The organism is Pseudomonas sessilinigenes, from assembly GCF_003850565.1.
GTDB classification, from domain to species: domain Bacteria; phylum Pseudomonadota; class Gammaproteobacteria; order Pseudomonadales; family Pseudomonadaceae; genus Aquipseudomonas; species Aquipseudomonas sessilinigenes.
In genome coordinates, this window is record NZ_CP027706.1 from 4,326,904 (window position 1) to 4,344,182 (window position 17,279).

Below are 17,279 nucleotides of genomic sequence, written 5' to 3' on the forward strand. Positions count from 1 at the left end.
TTTTGTGTCCGGAGTGCGGCTTCAGATGCGGTAGGTACTCTTGGTCATGACCTTGGCCAGCAGGCTCATGCCGAACTTCACCGGTGCCGGGAAGCGGAAGCCGCCAGCCTCAAGGGCCGTTTCGGCGTGGTGTTCCTCGTCGATGCGCATTTGCTCGAGGATGGCCCGGGACTTTTCATCTTCCGCAGGCAATTGCTCCAGGTGATCGTTCAGGTGCTTGCAGACCTGATCCTCGGTGGCGGCGACGAACCCCAGGCTGACCTTGTCGCTGATCAGGCCGGCGGCAGCGCCGATCCCGAATGAGAGACCGTAGAACAGCGGGTTGAGCACGCTGGGATGACTGCCCAATTGGCGAATGCGTTGTTCGCACCAAGCCAGGTGGTCGATTTCTTCCTCGGCGGCATGTTCCATGGCCTGGCGCACCTGCGGCAGTTTGGCAGTCAGGGCCTGGCCCTGGTAAAGCGCCTGGGCACAGACTTCCCCGGTGTGATTGATGCGCATCAGGCCGGCGACGTGCCGGGTATCCTCGTCACTCATCTGCGCTTCCGGCTGCACGATGGCCGGCGACGGGCGATAAGGTTGGCCACTGAACGGCAGCAGCGTACGCATGGCCATGTCGGCCTGCAGCAGCAGGCGGTCAATCGGCGAGTAGTGACGTTGGGTAGTCATGCTTATCTCCGGGAAGTATTACGGCGGCCAGTTTACTCCAATCGATGGGGTGAAACCTGCGCTGGATCAGCGCACCTTCGCCTCGGTTGGGCGAAAGGGCGCCGGAAGGGTCGATCAGCCCGGAGGCCAGCTCATCTGGCGTTGACCCAGGACGTGCATATGAATGTGATAGACGGTCTGGCCGCCCATTTCATTGCAGTTCATCACCACTCGGAAGCCGTCCTCGCAACCTTGCTCCTTGGCCAGGCGCTGTGCGGTGAACAGGATATGTCCGGCCAGGGCCTTGTCGTCCTCGGTGAGGTCGTTGAGGGTGCGGATGGGTTTCTTCGGGATGACCAGGAAATGCACCGGCGCTTGCGGGGCGATGTCGTGGAAGGCCAGAACCTGGTCATCCTCGTAGATGATCTTCGCGGGTATTTCTCTGTTGATGATCTTGGTGAACAGAGTATCCACAGCTGTTTCTCCATTGGGTTGGTCCGGGCTGAGTTTACTCAGGCGCAAGCCCTGCGCCCAGCCCGGATGGTCTCTAGCGTGGGCAGTAGGCCCGGTTGACGTAGCCGACGATCTTGCGGGTCAGCCAGCGCGAGCTCAGGCGGTTGGCCAGGCTCATCCAGCGGTTCAAGCGCCCCGGGATAATGATGGCGCGATCCTTTTCCAGGGCTCGTACTGCATACAGCGCGACTTCCTCGGGGCTCATGAGCAATTTGCTGTCTTTGAGCTTCTGGGTATCCATGTGCGCGTTATGAAAAAAGCCAGTGCGGGTCGGCCCAGGGCAGAGCACCGATACCTTTACCGCGCACTTTTTCAGTTCTTCACGCAGTCCTTCGGAGAAATGCAGGACGTAGGCCTTGCTGGCGTAGTACGTACTCATCCAGGGGCCCGGATGGAAGGCCGCGACCGAGGCGACGTTGAGGATCTGGCCACCGCCCAGCAGTGCCATGCTGTTGCCCAACGCATGGCAGAGGCGGGTGAGGGCTAGGATGTTGACCTCGATCAGGTCCTGCTCGGTCATCCAGTCCTGGGCCAGGAACGGGCCGCTGGTACCTATGCCTGCGCAGTTGACCAGCAGGTCTATCTGCCGGTCGCCTTCTTCCAGTTCCAGCAGGAAGCCGGACAGCCTCAGGGGTTCGCCCAGGTCGCAGGCGCGGAACAGAACCTCGACGCCGAAGCGCTGGGTCAGTTCCAGGGCAATACTTTCCAGCTGATCACGCTGGCGGGCCACCAGGAGCAGGTTGCGGCCGCGCCGGGCCAGGGCTTCGGCCATGGCCAGGCCTATGCCGCTGGAAGCGCCAGTGATCAGAGCGTAACGGGTCATGCAGTTCTCCATCGCAACGGCCGACGGCCCGCGACAGGGAGGGTCGCAGGCTTGGACGCGTCTATTCTTCGTCGGATTCTACAGGGCTCGCGGCCTCGGCGGCTTCTGCGGCGGCCGCTGCTGCATCAGTCGCAGCGCTTTCGGCCTCGTCACTGCTGGAGTCGTAGGACTCGCTGTAGCTGGTTTCGCTATAGCGGTCTTCCAGGGAGCTCAGGCCGCCGGCCACCATGCCGAGGATGATCACCAGCAGCAGTACTACCCACATCCAGGACAGGACTTTCACTGCCGTGGTGTTGGGCGGCGGCGGGGCACCATAGCGGTTGGCCACGTTGCTGCCGGGGCTGACCATCAGTACCAGAGGGAAGATGCTGCCGACGATGGGAACGAAGTTCAGCAGCCACAGCCAGCCCGACCAGCCCAGGTCATGCAGGCGTTGAACGCTGATCTGGATGCTGACGACGATGAAACCGATGAATACGATTACCCCGGCGAAAATGCCCAGCCCCATGAGCAGCGTGGAGTTGAGCAGGGTCGCGGTGATCGCTCCGAACAGCGCGCCGACCCCGATCACGGCCAGCAAGGCGACGGTCAGTACCAGGGTCCAGGCCAGGTAGCGCAGGCGACCGATGCGCCCTTCGAAACTGAAGACGTTGAGCATCGCGTATTGAGGGATGGCATCGCCGACCGAGGCTTGTGGTGGTGCATAAGGCGAGTCCGCCACGGTGGCTGGACGAGGAGCTGCCGGGGTGACCGCTTCCAGGCTCAGCTCCAGGGTCGGTTCGGCTTCGATCCGGGCATCGAGCCCTGCGTTTTTCAGGGCTTCCAGATAGCGCTGTGCATCGGCCTGGGTCAGGTCGCGCTTGAGCTCTACCGGTTGCCCGTTGAACAGGCGTTCCACTGCGGCCGTGTCGGTTTTGAACAGCTCGGCGAGGTTCAGTTGTGCCGTGGTTTTTTCGACACCTGGCAACAATGTGCCGTCGAAGACGATTTTGTAGCGGGTTTCGCTCATGGGGGCATCCCTGTCACTTGAAATGAAGGCTTACAGCAAAGACACGTAGTTTAAGGCCAGCGCCCCCTGGCTGGCCAAAAAACTATGAGAACTGGTTATCGTGGCCAGCGTTTGGGTAGCTGTGCCGAGCGTTCCAGGGCGTTGCGATATTCCTTGTCCAGCCGCTGGATCAACTGGTCGACGCTGGGCAGGTCGCCGATTTCACCGACGCCTTGGCCGGCTGACCAAACGGTTTTCCAGGCCTTGGCTTCATCGCTGATGGGCTTGAGCTTGGAACCGAAGTTGATTTCACCCTTGCCTTGCAGTGCGGCCATATCGAAGCCGGCGTTCTCCAGGCTTTGACGCATGAAGCTGGCGGGCACCCCGGAGACTGCGGCGGTGTGCACGATATCGGCGGCTTGTGAGCCCAACAGCATGTCCTTGTAGCCTTGGGGGGCGTGGCTCTCGGTGGTGGCGATGAAGCGGGTACCGAGGTAGGCCAGGTCGGCGCCGAGGACCTGGGCGGCGAGAATCTCGTGGCCGTGGTTCAGGCAGCCGGCCAGTAGCAGGGTTTTATCGAAAAACTGGCGGATCTCGGCCACCAGCGAGAATGGGCTCCAGGTTCCGGCGTGGCCACCGGCACCGGCGGCTACGGCGATCAGACCATCGACTCCGGCCTGTGCGGCCTTCTCGGCATGGCGGCGAGTGGTGACGTCATGGAATACCAGGCCACCGTAGCTATGTACGGCATCCACCACCTCCTTGACTGCCCCGAGGCTGGTGATGACGATTGGTACCTTGTGCTCGATGCAGATTTCCAGATCTGCCTGCAGCCGTGGGTTGCTGTTGTGCACGATCAGGTTCACGGCATAGGGCGCGGGATTCTCCAGGATGGCCAGGCCCGCTTCGATCTCCTCCAGCCAGGCCTTGAAACCGCTGCTTTCGCGTTGGTTGAGTGCCGGGAAGCTACCGACCACGCCGTTGCGACAGCAGGCCAGGACCAGTTCCGGATTGGAGATCAGGAACATCGGAGCCGCCACCACGGGCAGGCGCAAGCGTTGTTCGAGCAAAGCGGGCAGAGACATCGGTATACCCCCGGGAAAGCAGCTAGATAGAGTTAGAACGGTCTGACGACGACCAGAATTACAATAGCCAGCAATAGCAGAACCGGTACTTCATTGAACCAGCGATAAAAGACATGGCTGCGGGCGTTTTCGCCACGGGCGAAGCGCTTAACCTGCGCGCCGCACATGTGGTGGTAGCCGATCAGGATCACGACCAGGGTGAGCTTGGCGTGCATCCAGCCGCCTTGGCTGAAATAGGCTCCGGGGTTGAGGCTGATCAGCCCGATGCCGAAGACCAGTGCCGCGATCATTGCCGGGCCCATGATGAAGCGATAGAGCTTGCGCTCCATGACGCAGAAACGCTCGCGGCTGATGCTGTCCTCGCTTTGGGCGTGATAGACGAACAGGCGCGGCAGGTAGAACAGGCCGGCAAACCAGCAGACCACGCTGACGATATGAAAGGCCTTGAGCCATAGATAGAGCATTTTTGGTTATCCCCCAGATTCACGGTGGCGCGATAGTAGAGGCTAGAGCGTCCATACGTCACCTTGACGGTTGTCGCAGGGGGTTACCGCCCCTATTATCGGCAGCTTTCCAGTGGGTTCGTTGAGGGCAAGGTTTATGGTCAAGGTCGGTATCGTCGGCGGCACGGGTTACACCGGGGTCGAGTTGTTGCGTCTGTTGGCACAACACCCACAGGCACGGGTAGAGGTCATCACCTCGCGATCCGAAGCGGGCCTGGCCGTTGCCGACATGTACCCGAACCTGCGCGGTCACTATGACGGCCTGGCCTTCAGCGTGCCGGATATCAAGACCCTGGGCGCTTGTGACGTGGTGTTTTTCGCCACCCCCCACGGTGTCGCCCATGCCTTGGCTGGCGAGCTGCTGGCGGCGGGAACCAAGGTCATCGACCTGTCGGCAGACTTTCGCCTGCAAGACGCCGATGAGTGGGCCAAGTGGTATGGCCAGCCTCATGGCGCTCCCGAGCTGCTGGACGAGGCGGTCTATGGGTTGCCGGAAGTCAATCGCGAAAAGATCAAGCAGGCGCGCCTGATTGCGGTGCCGGGTTGCTATCCAACGGCGACCCAACTGGGTTTCCTGCCTCTGCTGGAAGCCGGCCTGGCTGATACGTCCCGCCTGATCGCCGACTGCAAGTCGGGTGTCAGCGGAGCAGGTCGTGGTGCCAGCGTGGGCTCACTGTATTCCGAAACCTCCGAGAGCATGAAGGCCTATGCCGTCAAAGGGCATCGCCATCTGCCGGAAATCCGCCAGGGCCTGCGCCGTGCGGCGGGGAAGGATGTCGGCCTGACCTTCGTGCCGCACCTGACACCCATGATCCGTGGTATCCACTCCACGCTTTATGCCACCGTCGTGGACAAGTCGGTCGATCTGCAAGCCCTGTTCGAGAAGCGCTACGCCAATGAACCGTTCGTCGATGTCATGCCCGCGGGCAGCCACCCGGAGACCCGTAGCGTGCGGGGTGCCAATGTCTGCCGTATTGCCGTGCACCGGCCGCAGGGTGACGACCTGGTAGTGGTGCTGTCGGTGATCGATAACCTGGTCAAGGGAGCTTCTGGCCAGGCGGTGCAGAACCTCAACATCCTGTTCGGCCTGGATGAGCGCCTGGGGCTGTCCCATGCGGGCATGCTGCCTTAAGGTTGCTGTTGCGCTGGAAAAAAGGCCCGTTTGACGGGCCTTTTTGCGTCATGGGCATTGCTGTACGACTATTGATATACCGTAACAATAGTTGACCGCTTTTCTGGGAGAAGCGGATAATGCGCGTCATCACGCAGTATGGCGGCGTAACGCCGGGAGATAGTCAGCATGAGCGTTGAATCCTTCACCCCCACGGCTTTGCAATTCACTCAAGGTGCAGCGCACAAGGTGAAGACCCTGGTCGATGAAGAGGGGAATGATCGCTTGAAGCTGCGCGTATTCGTTACGGGCGGCGGTTGTTCGGGGTTCCAGTACGGTTTCACCTTCGATGAAGAAGTAGCCGAGGATGACACCATCGTTGAGCGCGAAGGTGTGAGCCTGGTTGTCGACCCGATGAGTTTCCAGTACCTGGCAGGTGCCGAGGTGGATTATCAGGAAGGCCTGGAAGGCTCGCGTTTCGTGATCAAGAATCCTAACGCCACGACTACTTGTGGTTGCGGGTCTTCGTTCTCGATCTAGTCAGGCAGCAAAAGCTTTCTCTAGCGCCGCAGGACCCAGGGTCCTGCGGCGTTTTGCTGTCTGGCACTCAAGCTGGATAGATCGCGCCCAAGATACGTGGGCCCCGGGCTCCAGTAACGCTGGGGCGATTGCCTGCTATGCCTTCCAGGCAGCAATGGGCTAGCCAGGCGAATGCCATGGCTTCGACCCAGTCTGGATCGACACCATAGAGCGCCGTACTGCTGACCTGGGCTCCAGGCAATAGCGCCGCCAGGCGCTGCATCAGGGCTGCGTTGTGGGCCCCGCCGCCACACACCAGCAGTTCCTGTGTTTCGGCCTGGGCTGCCTGTAGGGATTCGACGATGGTCAAGGCCGTCAACTCCAGTAGGGTGGCTTGTACGTTCGCGGCCGGAACTGCCGGGTGCCGTACCAGATGTTGTTGCAGCCACTGGAGATTGAAGACTTCGCGTCCGGTACTTTTGGGGCCCTGGGTCGCGAAGAACGGATCGTTGAGCAGGGTCTTCAGTAGCGGGGCATCAACTTGGCCGCTGGCCGCCCATTGACCGTCACGATCGAAGCTTTCCCCTCGTTGCAACTGGATCCAGGCATCGAGCAAGACGTTGCCCGGGCCGCAGTCGAAGCCTGCGACTGGCTTGGCAGTCTCGATCAGGCTCAGGTTGCTGAAGCCTCCGACATTCAACACCGCACGGTTGCCGGGGCGTTGTTCGAACAGCGCTTCGTGAAATGCAGGAACCAGGGGGGCGCCTTGTCCGCCTGCGGCTACGTCGCGACTACGGAAATCACTGACGACAGTGATTTCCGTGAGTTCGGTGAGCAGTGCCGGGTTGCCTATCTGCACCGTGAAACCACGGCTCGGCTCGTGGCGTACGGTCTGCCCGTGGCTACCAATGGCGCGGATATCACGGGCTTGTAGGTGCTGGCGTTGCAGGAGGCTGTGGATACCTTCGGCTGCCAGTCGGACCCAATGTTGCTGGGCAATGGCAGAGCGAGCGATCTCATCGGGGCCGCTGGCGCACAAGCTCAGGAGCTCGGCGCGCAGGGATGAGGGCATGGGGATGTAGTGGGTGGCGACCAACTTGATCGCCGGGCTTTGCTCGATCAGGGCGATGTCCAGCCCATCAAGACTGGTCCCGGACATCACGCCTATATAGAGCGCCATGGCTTAGCGCTTGCTCGAGGCCAGCATGGTGGCCTTTTCCTGGTCCATCCGGGCCATTAATGGCTGGCTCTGCTGGAGGAAGCGTGGGCGCTCTGCCTTGGCGATCGGGTCGGCCATTGGCAGTTTCTGACCCAGCGGGTCGACATGGACGCCGTTGACCTGGAATTCATAGTGCAGGTGCGGTCCGGTGGACAAGCCGGTGGTGCCGATGTAGCCGATCACCTGGCCCTGCTTCACCGAACCACCTGTCTTGACGCCCTTGGCGAAGCCCTGCATATGGCCGTAGAGAGTGCGATAGGTGTTGCCGTGCTGAATGATCACGGTGTTGCCATAACCGCCGCGACGACCTGCCAACAGGACTTTGCCATCGCCGGCTGCCTTGATCGGCGTGCCCCGTGGGGCCGCATAGTCGACGCCTTTGTGGGCGCGGATCTTGTTCAGGATCGGGTGTTTGCGACCGGCCGAAAAACGCGAACTGATGCGGGCGAAGTCTACCGGGGTACGGATGAACGCCTTGCGCATGCTGTTGCCATCAGCGGTGTAGTAGCTGCTGGAGCCTTGTTTGTTGGTATAGCGTACGGCGGTGTAGGTCTTGCCGCGGTTGGTGAAGCGTGCAGAAAGGATGTTGCCGGTACCTACTACCTTGCCATTGGCGACCTTCTGCTCGTAGATCACGTCAAACTCGTCACCCTGGCGAATATCCTGGGCGAAGTCGATGTCGTAGCCGAAGACGTTCGCCATATCCATGGTCAGGCTGTGGGAGAGCCCTGCGCGAGCGGCCGATTGTGACAAGGAGCTGTTGATGACCCCGTGGACATAGGCGGAGCGGACCACCGGCTTGGTGGTGACCTTGGCGAAAGCGAAGCCTTTCGGGCCCTTGGTGAGGGTAATGGTCTCAAGGTCGCTGACCTTGCTGTGGAGTTTGTTCAGCTGGCCATCGGGGGTCAGTTCGAATTCGAGCTTCTGGCCATGCTTTAGCTGAGAAAACTGCTTGGCCTGCTTGTCGCTGGCCAGTACTTCGTGGACGGCGGTTGCTGGCAGGCCAACTTTTTCGAACAGCGTCGAGAGAGTATCGCCCTTGGCGACAAGGACTTCACGATGACCTGGAGCCTTGGGCTCTTCTGCGACGGCAGGAGTCGATTCGACCTCTGCTTTTTCTGTAGGCGCTGGGGTTGCGTCATCGATCTGAGCGAATGGCGGGGCAACCGCTTCATTTGTGGCTTGTTCGGTAGATGCGGCGTCTTGATCTTGTCGCAGTTGTTCGATCGGACTTTCCAGATCAAGACTCAATGTCGTTTTTTTGGCCTCTACATCGCTGGAGGGAAATACCAGCAAGGCCAGGCTGAGAAGGGCGGCGATGCCACTTGCGGCGAGCAGGTGGCTCTTCGGATAAAGCGGTGGCGCTTTAGGCGGTTCGGTGCTCATAGGTAATTTGACTTTGAAAAAGATGAAATGGAAAAGATGAATGACATGATGAAGATGAAATAACTGTATAAAATATAACCAAATCATCTGTGACGCAAGCGCGCGGTCGCTCCCTTCCCCTGTCGTTTCCGTACGCCGGGCAAAACTTGTAATTAGTGCGTGATCTTGTATGGTTGGTTCCTTTTTGAGTCTGAGCCTTACGGGTCTGTTATGAAGTCGGTTGAAGAACAGCTAGCGCTGATCAAACGTGGTGCGGAAGAGTTGTTGGTCGAATCCGAGCTGATCGAGAAGCTCAAGCGCGGCGAGCCGCTGCGTATCAAGGCGGGCTTCGATCCGACTGCGCCGGATCTGCACCTCGGGCATACCGTGCTTATTAATAAGCTGCGTCAGTTCCAGGACCTGGGGCACCAGGTCATCTTCCTGATTGGCGATTTCACCGGCATGATCGGTGATCCCAGTGGCAAGAGTGCTACGCGCCCGCCGCTGACTCGTGAGCAGGTCCTGGACAACGCCGAAACCTACAAGAGTCAAGTCTTCAAGATCCTGGACCCGGCCAAGACCGAGGTGGCGTTCAACTCCACCTGGATGGACAAAATGGGGCCGGCAGACTTCATTCGCCTGACTTCCCAGTACACCGTTGCGCGCATGTTGGAGCGAGATGACTTCGACAAGCGCTACTCTACCAACCAGCCGATCGCGATCCATGAGTTCCTCTATCCGCTGGTGCAGGGTTATGACTCGGTCGCTCTGCATGCGGATGTTGAGCTGGGAGGGACTGATCAGAAGTTCAACCTGCTGATGGGGCGTGAACTGCAGCGTGGTTATGGCCAGGAGGCTCAGTGCATCTTGACCATGCCTCTGCTCGAAGGGCTGGATGGTGTCAAGAAGATGTCCAAGTCCCTGGGTAACTACGTTGGTATTCAGGAAGCCCCGGGGGTGATGTACAGCAAGCTGGTGTCTATCCCTGATGCTCTGATGTGGCGTTACTTCGAGTTGCTCAGCTTCCGCTCGATGGACGAGATCAATGCCTTCAGGGCTGATGTAGAGGCGGGAGCGAATCCGCGCGATATCAAGATCAAGCTGGCCGAAGAGATCGTGGCTCGTTTCCATGGTGAAGAGGCTGCTGCGAATGCTCATCGTGCTGCGGGCAACCGTATGAAGGAAGGTGAGTTGCCGGATGATCTGCCAGAGGTCGAGTTGGTTGTTGCCGAGGACATGCCCATCGCTGCAGTTCTTAATAAGGCAGGGTTGGTGAAGAACTCGGCAGTGGCTCGAGACCTTCTGAGCTCTGGTGGTGTGCGTGTTGATGCTCAGGTAGTAGATCGTGCCTTTATATGTACAGTGGGTTCGACCTATGTTTGCCAGGCCGGCAAGAAGGCTTTTGCACGCATTACGCTTAAGGCCGAATAAAACTGAAAATAAGTGTTGACGGCGAGTTTAATGTCTCTATAATTCGCCCCACTTCCGGCGCAGTCGAAACGGAAAACTCCTTGAGATTCAATGAGTTACCAGGATTTCGACAGCGGTCACGCTTCAGTTCATCGAAGCCCGAAAGGAGCTGATAAGGCAGCGAAAGTGGCCTTGTTAGCGTTTCGATCCTCTCGATCGAAAGCGGTTAAAAAGAGGTGTTGACAGCAGCGTGTAACGCTGTAGAATTCGCCTCCCGCTAACGAGAGATCGAAAGCGCAAGTGGTTGAAGTTACAAAGGAAACTTTGAAAACTTCTTAAAAAAATCACTTGACAGCAAATGAGGCTGCTGTAGAATGCGCGCCTCGGTTGAGACGAAAGATCTTAACCAACCGCTCTTTAAAAACTGAATCAAGCAATTCGTGTGGGTGCTTGTGTAGTTAGACTGATAGTCAAAAAGATTATCAGCATCACAAGTGACCATTCGAGAAATCAAATAGTCATTTGAGATTGCTGAGCCAAGTTTAGGGTTTCTTAAAAACCCAAGCAGTATTGAACTGAAGAGTTTGATCATGGCTCAGATTGAACGCTGGCGGCAGGCCTAACACATGCAAGTCGAGCGGATGAAGTGAGCTTGCTCATGGATTCAGCGGCGGACGGGTGAGTAATGCCTAGGAATCTGCCTGGTAGTGGGGGATAACGTTTCGAAAGGAGCGCTAATACCGCATACGTCCTACGGGAGAAAGCAGGGGACCTTCGGGCCTTGCGCTATCAGATGAGCCTAGGTCGGATTAGCTAGTTGGTGAGGTAATGGCTCACCAAGGCTACGATCCGTAACTGGTCTGAGAGGATGATCAGTCACACTGGAACTGAGACACGGTCCAGACTCCTACGGGAGGCAGCAGTGGGGAATATTGGACAATGGGCGAAAGCCTGATCCAGCCATGCCGCGTGTGTGAAGAAGGTCTTCGGATTGTAAAGCACTTTAAGTTGGGAGGAAGGGCAGTAAGCTAATATCTTGCTGTTTTGACGTTACCGACAGAATAAGCACCGGCTAACTCTGTGCCAGCAGCCGCGGTAATACAGAGGGTGCAAGCGTTAATCGGAATTACTGGGCGTAAAGCGCGCGTAGGTGGTTTGTTAAGTTGGATGTGAAAGCCCCGGGCTCAACCTGGGAACTGCATCCAAAACTGGCAAGCTAGAGTATGGTAGAGGGTGGTGGAATTTCCTGTGTAGCGGTGAAATGCGTAGATATAGGAAGGAACACCAGTGGCGAAGGCGACCACCTGGACTGATACTGACACTGAGGTGCGAAAGCGTGGGGAGCAAACAGGATTAGATACCCTGGTAGTCCACGCCGTAAACGATGTCAACTAGCCGTTGGGGTCCTTGAGACTTTAGTGGCGCAGCTAACGCATTAAGTTGACCGCCTGGGGAGTACGGCCGCAAGGTTAAAACTCAAATGAATTGACGGGGGCCCGCACAAGCGGTGGAGCATGTGGTTTAATTCGAAGCAACGCGAAGAACCTTACCAGGCCTTGACATGCAGAGAACTTTCCAGAGATGGATTGGTGCCTTCGGGAACTCTGACACAGGTGCTGCATGGCTGTCGTCAGCTCGTGTCGTGAGATGTTGGGTTAAGTCCCGTAACGAGCGCAACCCTTGTCCTTAGTTACCAGCACGTTATGGTGGGCACTCTAAGGAGACTGCCGGTGACAAACCGGAGGAAGGTGGGGATGACGTCAAGTCATCATGGCCCTTACGGCCTGGGCTACACACGTGCTACAATGGTCGGTACAGAGGGTTGCCAAGCCGCGAGGTGGAGCTAATCCCACAAAACCGATCGTAGTCCGGATCGCAGTCTGCAACTCGACTGCGTGAAGTCGGAATCGCTAGTAATCGCGAATCAGAATGTCGCGGTGAATACGTTCCCGGGCCTTGTACACACCGCCCGTCACACCATGGGAGTGGGTTGCACCAGAAGTAGCTAGTCTAACCTTCGGGAGGACGGTTACCACGGTGTGATTCATGACTGGGGTGAAGTCGTAACAAGGTAGCCGTAGGGGAACCTGCGGCTGGATCACCTCCTTAATCGACGACATCAGCTGCTTCATAAGCTCCCACACGAATTGCTTGATTCATTGAAGAAGACGATAGAAGCAGCTTTAAGCTCCAAGCTGATAGCTCCAAGCTAACAGTTACAAGCTCGAAATTGGGTCTGTAGCTCAGTTGGTTAGAGCGCACCCCTGATAAGGGTGAGGTCGGCAGTTCGAATCTGCCCAGACCCACCAATTTTGTTATGGGGCCATAGCTCAGCTGGGAGAGCGCCTGCCTTGCACGCAGGAGGTCAGCGGTTCGATCCCGCTTGGCTCCACCATAAACTGCTTCTGAAAGCTTAGAAATGAGCATTCAAATCGAATGTTGATTTCTAGTCTTTTGATTAGATCGTTCTTTAAAAATTTGGGTATGTGATAGAAAGATAGACTGAACACTACTTTCACTGGTAGTGGATCAGGCTAAGGTAAAGTTTGTGAATAATTGCAAACTTTCGGCGAATGTCGTCTTCACAGTATAACCAGATTGCTTGGGGTTATATGGTCAAGTGAAGAAGCGCATACGGTGGATGCCTTGGCAGTCAGAGGCGATGAAAGACGTGGTAGCCTGCGATAAGCTTCGGGGAGTCGGCAAACAGACTTTGATCCGGAGATCTCTGAATGGGGGAACCCAGCCATCATAAGATGGTTATCTTACACTGAATACATAGGTGTAAGAGGCGAACCAGGGGAACTGAAACATCTAAGTACCCTGAGGAAAAGAAATCAACCGAGATTCCCTTAGTAGTGGCGAGCGAACGGGGACTAGCCCTTAAGCTTCTTTGATTTTAGCGGAACGCTCTGGAAAGTGCGGCCATAGTGGGTGATAGCCCTGTACGCGAAAGGATCTTAGAAGTGAAATCGAGTAGGACGGGGCACGAGAAACCTTGTCTGAATATGGGGGGACCATCCTCCAAGGCTAAATACTACTGACTGACCGATAGTGAACTAGTACCGTGAGGGAAAGGCGAAAAGAACCCCGGAGAGGGGAGTGAAATAGATCCTGAAACCGTATGCGTACAAGCAGTGGGAGCAGACTTTGTTCTGTGACTGCGTACCTTTTGTATAATGGGTCAGCGACTTATATTCAGTGGCAAGCTTAACCGAATAGGGGAGGCGTAGCGAAAGCGAGTCTTAATAGGGCGTTTAGTCGCTGGGTATAGACCCGAAACCGGGCGATCTATCCATGGGCAGGTTGAAGGTTAGGTAACACTGACTGGAGGACCGAACCGACTACCGTTGAAAAGTTAGCGGATGACCTGTGGATCGGAGTGAAAGGCTAATCAAGCTCGGAGATAGCTGGTTCTCCTCGAAAGCTATTTAGGTAGCGCCTCATGTATCACTGTAGGGGGTAGAGCACTGTTTCGGCTAGGGGGTCATCCCGACTTACCAAACCGATGCAAACTCCGAATACCTACAAGTGCCGAGCATGGGAGACACACGGCGGGTGCTAACGTCCGTCGTGAAAAGGGAAACAACCCAGACCGTCAGCTAAGGTCCCAAAGTTATGGTTAAGTGGGAAACGATGTGGGAAGGCTTAGACAGCTAGGAGGTTGGCTTAGAAGCAGCCACCCTTTAAAGAAAGCGTAATAGCTCACTAGTCGAGTCGGCCTGCGCGGAAGATGTAACGGGGCTCAAACCATACACCGAAGCTACGGGTATCACGTAAGTGATGCGGTAGAGGAGCGTTCTGTAAGCCTGTGAAGGTGAGTTGAGAAGCTTGCTGGAGGTATCAGAAGTGCGAATGCTGACATGAGTAACGACAATGCGAGTGAAAAACTCGCACGCCGAAAGACCAAGGTTTCCTGCGCAACGTTAATCGACGCAGGGTTAGTCGGTCCCTAAGGCGAGGCTGAAAAGCGTAGTCGATGGAAAACAGGTTAATATTCCTGTACTTCTAGTTATTGCGATGGAGGGACGGAGAAGGCTAGGCCAGCTTGGCGTTGGTTGTCCAAGTTTAAGGTGGTAGGCTGAGATCTTAGGTAAATCCGGGATCTTAAGGCCGAGAGCTGATGACGAGTTACCTTTTAGGTGACGAAGTGGTTGATGCCATGCTTCCAAGAAAAGCTTCTAAGCTTCAGATAACTAGGAACCGTACCCCAAACCGACACAGGTGGTTGGGTAGAGAATACCAAGGCGCTTGAGAGAACTCGGGTGAAGGAACTAGGCAAAATGGCACCGTAACTTCGGGAGAAGGTGCGCCGGTGAGGGTGAAGGACTTGCTCCGTAAGCCCATGCCGGTCGAAGATACCAGGCCGCTGCGACTGTTTATTAAAAACACAGCACTCTGCAAACACGAAAGTGGACGTATAGGGTGTGACGCCTGCCCGGTGCCGGAAGGTTAATTGATGGGGTTAGCGCAAGCGAAGCTCTTGATCGAAGCCCCGGTAAACGGCGGCCGTAACTATAACGGTCCTAAGGTAGCGAAATTCCTTGTCGGGTAAGTTCCGACCTGCACGAATGGCGTAACGATGGCGGCGCTGTCTCCACCCGAGACTCAGTGAAATTGAAATCGCTGTGAAGATGCAGTGTATCCGCGGCTAGACGGAAAGACCCCGTGAACCTTTACTATAGCTTTGCACTGGACTTTGAATTTGCTTGTGTAGGATAGGTGGGAGGCTTTGAAGCGTGGACGCCAGTCTGCGTGGAGCCATCCTTGAAATACCACCCTGGCAACTTTGAGGTTCTAACTCAGGTCCGTTATCCGGATCGAGGACAGTGTATGGTGGGTAGTTTGACTGGGGCGGTCTCCTCCTAAAGAGTAACGGAGGAGTACGAAGGTGCGCTCAGACCGGTCGGAAATCGGTCGTAGAGTATAAAGGCAAAAGCGCGCTTGACTGCGAGACAAACACGTCGAGCAGGTACGAAAGTAGGTCTTAGTGATCCGGTGGTTCTGTATGGAAGGGCCATCGCTCAACGGATAAAAGGTACTCCGGGGATAACAGGCTGATACCGCCCAAGAGTTCATATCGACGGCGGTGTTTGGCACCTCGATGTCGGCTCATCACATCCTGGGGCTGAAGCCGGTCCCAAGGGTATGGCTGTTCGCCATTTAAAGTGGTACGCGAGCTGGGTTTAGAACGTCGTGAGACAGTTCGGTCCCTATCTGCCGTGGACGTTTGAGATTTGAGAGGGGCTGCTCCTAGTACGAGAGGACCGGAGTGGACGAACCTCTGGTGTTCCGGTTGTCACGCCAGTGGCATTGCCGGGTAGCTATGTTCGGAAAAGATAACCGCTGAAAGCATCTAAGCGGGAAACTTGCCTCAAGATGAGATCTCACTGGGATCTTGAATCCCCTAAAGGGCCGTCGAAGACTACGACGTTGATAGGTTGGGTGTGTAAGCGCTGTGAGGCGTTGAGCTAACCAATACTAATTGCCCGTGAGGCTTGACCATATAACACCCAAGCAATTTGCTTAAGAGCGAGTTGCGGTGTGTGAAGACGCACGAACCGAAAGTTTGCAGCACACAAACCTATTACATACCCATTCGCTGGAACGTTGCCCAAACAACGGCTCAGCTACAGAATTTCTTGACGACCATAGAGCATTGGAACCACCTGATCCCATCCCGAACTCAGCAGTGAAACGATGCATCGCCGATGGTAGTGTGGGGTTTCCCCATGTGAGAGTAGGTCATCGTCAAGATTAAATTCCGAAACCCCAATTGCGAAAGCAGTTGGGGTTTTGTCTTTGCGCTGGCGAAAACATTGAGCTTTTTGCTCGGAGCTGCCTTTGTAGTCATACATGCCGGTTTCTATGCAATGACTCTGGGCATGGCTATCATTCCTGCCTCATTGTGAGGCGGAATCAGCATGTCAGCGTTGTTAGAGCTTCTTAAAGATGGACGATTTCACTCGGGGCAAGCCCTCGGGGAGATCCTGGGTATCAGTCGTAGTGCCGTTTGGAAGCAGCTACAGCTTCTTGAGGCTGACCTGGGGCTGGTCATTCACAAGGTTCGGGGGCGTGGATATCAATTGGCTGCCCCTATTGCCTTATTGGATGCTGCAGAGATTGCCCGACAGTCATCTGAGAAGACCTGGCTTATCCAGGTCCACGACTCGATTGATTCGACTAATGCCGAAGCCTTGCGCTCCGTTGAGCGTGGATCCTCTATCCCGCTTCTTGTTTTGGCGGAGCGCCAAACATCAGGGCGTGGTCGGCGAGGTCGCAAGTGGACCAGTCCTTTCGCGGAGAATATCTACTACAGCCTAGTCCTACGCATAGACGGTGGCATGCGCCAGTTGGAGGGGCTTAGTCTGGTGGTAGGTCTGTCCGTTATGCGTGCTCTCAGGGAGAGTGGCGTTCCTGGAGCGGGGCTGAAATGGCCAAATGACGTTCTGGTCGCTCAGAAGAAGATTGCAGGAATCCTGTTGGAGTTGGTGGGTGATCCTGCAGATGTATGCCATGTGGTTCTCGGTATTGGGATCAACGTAAACATGCAAACTTCCGAAGAAGTCGACCAGGCATGGACCTCTGTAAGGCTGGAATCCGGTAAGTCAGTTGATCGCAACCAGTTGATTGCGCGTCTCAATGACTGCCTGGCTTTCTATCTGGAGCGTCATCGCCTGCAAGGATTCTCTGCTATCCAAAAAGAATGGGAGGAGAGTCATCTTTGGCAGGGGTGTGCAGTCTCCTTGATTGCGGGTGCGAGCAATATTGATGGAGTGGTATTGGGCATTGATCATCGAGGGGCATTGCGCCTGAGCGTCGATGGTGAGGAAAAGGTATACAGCGGCGGCGAGCTCAGCCTGAGGTTGCGCAATGATCCTGAGTGAGGAGAGCGGCTGTTGATCTAGGGGGCTGTCCAGGGCAGCTGTGGGTGCTTTCGTTCAGGTGAGTTGTGGTGCTGTTTAGGTGGTGGCTGAAGCTGTGTGGGCGGTTTTTGCCCGGTTATTTCTCGATGTCGCGGCTGTGACGGTCAAAGCCCCCCCCTGGGGTGGTAACAGTTTAGATAGGAGCTTCAGGCGGCATTACGCGCAGTTG

Annotated in this window: 12 protein-coding genes, 2 tRNA genes and 3 rRNA genes; 9 read left to right on the forward strand and 8 right to left on the reverse strand. The window is 56.4% G+C overall.

The window, feature by feature from the left end:
* Nucleotides 1-21: 21 nt before the first annotated feature.
* The 6 genes from coq7 to hemJ form a co-directional block, all read right to left on the reverse strand.
* Nucleotides 22-669, reverse strand: a complete 648-nt coding sequence (gene coq7 / locus C4K39_RS19980) for a 2-polyprenyl-3-methyl-6-methoxy-1,4-benzoquinone monooxygenase (RefSeq protein WP_068575551.1) — start codon at nucleotides 667-669, stop codon at nucleotides 22-24.
* A gap of 114 nt (nucleotides 670-783) precedes the next feature.
* The gene (locus C4K39_RS19985; protein WP_124347251.1) at nucleotides 784-1,122 is read right to left on the reverse strand and encodes a histidine triad nucleotide-binding protein; all 339 of its coding nucleotides are present in this window, start codon (nucleotides 1,120-1,122) and stop codon (nucleotides 784-786) included.
* A 73-nt stretch (nucleotides 1,123-1,195) separates the two neighbouring features.
* Complete coding sequence (locus tag C4K39_RS19990) at nucleotides 1,196-1,984, reverse strand: SDR family NAD(P)-dependent oxidoreductase (protein ID WP_068575549.1); 789 nt, start codon at nucleotides 1,982-1,984, stop codon at nucleotides 1,196-1,198.
* Between the two features lie 61 nt (nucleotides 1,985-2,045).
* A complete protein-coding gene (locus C4K39_RS19995) occupies nucleotides 2,046-2,993 on the reverse strand; it encodes a DUF805 domain-containing protein (protein WP_124347252.1) in 948 nt (315 codons plus the stop codon).
* 95 nt (nucleotides 2,994-3,088) lie between these two features.
* Nucleotides 3,089-4,057 carry an NAD(P)H-dependent flavin oxidoreductase gene (locus tag C4K39_RS20000; RefSeq protein ID WP_124347253.1) on the reverse strand — a complete coding sequence of 323 codons (969 nt, stop codon included), beginning with the start codon at nucleotides 4,055-4,057 and terminating at the stop codon, nucleotides 3,089-3,091.
* Nucleotides 4,058-4,089: 32 nt separating this feature from the next.
* On the reverse strand, nucleotides 4,090-4,521 hold the full coding sequence (gene hemJ / locus C4K39_RS20005; protein ID WP_053137565.1) for a protoporphyrinogen oxidase HemJ: 432 nt from the start codon (nucleotides 4,519-4,521) through the stop codon (nucleotides 4,090-4,092).
* Nucleotides 4,522-4,657: 136 nt separating this feature from the next.
* Here hemJ and argC point away from each other — a divergent pair, with 136 nt between their 5' ends.
* Entirely contained in the window at nucleotides 4,658-5,692 is a 1,035-nt protein-coding gene (argC, locus tag C4K39_RS20010) for an N-acetyl-gamma-glutamyl-phosphate reductase (protein WP_068575543.1), read from the forward strand.
* Between the two features lie 168 nt (nucleotides 5,693-5,860).
* Entirely contained in the window at nucleotides 5,861-6,211 is a 351-nt protein-coding gene (gene erpA / locus C4K39_RS20015; protein ID WP_011063789.1) for an iron-sulfur cluster insertion protein ErpA, read from the forward strand.
* A 67-nt stretch (nucleotides 6,212-6,278) separates the two neighbouring features.
* Here the strand turns inward: erpA and C4K39_RS20020 are convergent, their stop codons facing one another.
* Both C4K39_RS20020 and C4K39_RS20025 read right to left on the reverse strand, forming a co-directional pair.
* Nucleotides 6,279-7,370, reverse strand: coding sequence for an anhydro-N-acetylmuramic acid kinase (locus C4K39_RS20020; RefSeq protein ID WP_124347254.1), 1,092 nt, complete (start codon nucleotides 7,368-7,370; stop codon nucleotides 6,279-6,281).
* Nucleotides 7,371-7,373: 3 nt separating this feature from the next.
* A complete protein-coding gene (locus tag C4K39_RS20025; RefSeq protein ID WP_124348376.1) occupies nucleotides 7,374-8,795 on the reverse strand; it encodes a peptidoglycan DD-metalloendopeptidase family protein in 1,422 nt (473 codons plus the stop codon).
* A 210-nt stretch (nucleotides 8,796-9,005) separates the two neighbouring features.
* Here C4K39_RS20025 and tyrS point away from each other — a divergent pair, with 210 nt between their 5' ends.
* From tyrS to birA, 7 genes are all read left to right on the forward strand, one after another.
* Nucleotides 9,006-10,205, forward strand: coding sequence for a tyrosine--tRNA ligase (gene tyrS / locus C4K39_RS20035; protein ID WP_124347255.1), 1,200 nt, complete (start codon nucleotides 9,006-9,008; stop codon nucleotides 10,203-10,205).
* A 551-nt stretch (nucleotides 10,206-10,756) separates the two neighbouring features.
* Nucleotides 10,757-12,293: ribosomal RNA gene (locus C4K39_RS20045) — 16S ribosomal RNA — on the forward strand.
* Nucleotides 12,294-12,416: 123 nt separating this feature from the next.
* Nucleotides 12,417-12,493, forward strand: a tRNA-Ile gene (locus tag C4K39_RS20050).
* Between the two features lie 10 nt (nucleotides 12,494-12,503).
* A tRNA-Ala gene (locus C4K39_RS20055) sits at nucleotides 12,504-12,579 on the forward strand.
* 219 nt (nucleotides 12,580-12,798) lie between these two features.
* Nucleotides 12,799-15,690: ribosomal RNA gene (locus tag C4K39_RS20060) — 23S ribosomal RNA — on the forward strand.
* Between the two features lie 135 nt (nucleotides 15,691-15,825).
* A 5S ribosomal RNA gene (gene rrf / locus C4K39_RS20065) occupies nucleotides 15,826-15,941 on the forward strand.
* The 16S, 23S and 5S rRNA genes sit together here with 2 tRNA genes alongside, the layout of an rRNA operon.
* A gap of 167 nt (nucleotides 15,942-16,108) precedes the next feature.
* Nucleotides 16,109-17,071 carry a bifunctional biotin--[acetyl-CoA-carboxylase] ligase/biotin operon repressor BirA gene (birA, locus tag C4K39_RS20070; protein ID WP_068577562.1) on the forward strand — a complete coding sequence of 321 codons (963 nt, stop codon included), beginning with the start codon at nucleotides 16,109-16,111 and terminating at the stop codon, nucleotides 17,069-17,071.
* Nucleotides 17,072-17,279 lie beyond the last annotated feature (208 nt).

Bases quoted from the DNA above. Each gene is read 5' to 3' on its own strand.
- coq7 (WP_068575551.1), bottom strand. From the start codon at position 669: ATGACTACCCAACGTCACTACTCGCCGATTGACCGCCTGCTGCTGCAG.
- C4K39_RS19990 (WP_068575549.1), bottom strand. From the start codon at position 1,984: ATGACCCGTTACGCTCTGATCACTGGCGCTTCCAGCGGCATAGGCCTG.
- C4K39_RS19995 (WP_124347252.1), bottom strand. From the start codon at position 2,993: ATGAGCGAAACCCGCTACAAAATCGTCTTCGACGGCACATTGTTGCCA.
- C4K39_RS20000 (WP_124347253.1), bottom strand. From the start codon at position 4,057: ATGTCTCTGCCCGCTTTGCTCGAACAACGCTTGCGCCTGCCCGTGGTG.
- hemJ (WP_053137565.1), bottom strand. From the start codon at position 4,521: ATGCTCTATCTATGGCTCAAGGCCTTTCATATCGTCAGCGTGGTCTGC.
- argC (WP_068575543.1), top strand. From the start codon at position 4,658: ATGGTCAAGGTCGGTATCGTCGGCGGCACGGGTTACACCGGGGTCGAG.
- erpA (WP_011063789.1), top strand. From the start codon at position 5,861: ATGAGCGTTGAATCCTTCACCCCCACGGCTTTGCAATTCACTCAAGGT.
- C4K39_RS20020 (WP_124347254.1), bottom strand. From the start codon at position 7,370: ATGGCGCTCTATATAGGCGTGATGTCCGGGACCAGTCTTGATGGGCTG.
- C4K39_RS20025 (WP_124348376.1), bottom strand. From the start codon at position 8,795: ATGAGCACCGAACCGCCTAAAGCGCCACCGCTTTATCCGAAGAGCCAC.
- tyrS (WP_124347255.1), top strand. From the start codon at position 9,006: ATGAAGTCGGTTGAAGAACAGCTAGCGCTGATCAAACGTGGTGCGGAA.
- birA (WP_068577562.1), top strand. From the start codon at position 16,109: ATGTCAGCGTTGTTAGAGCTTCTTAAAGATGGACGATTTCACTCGGGG.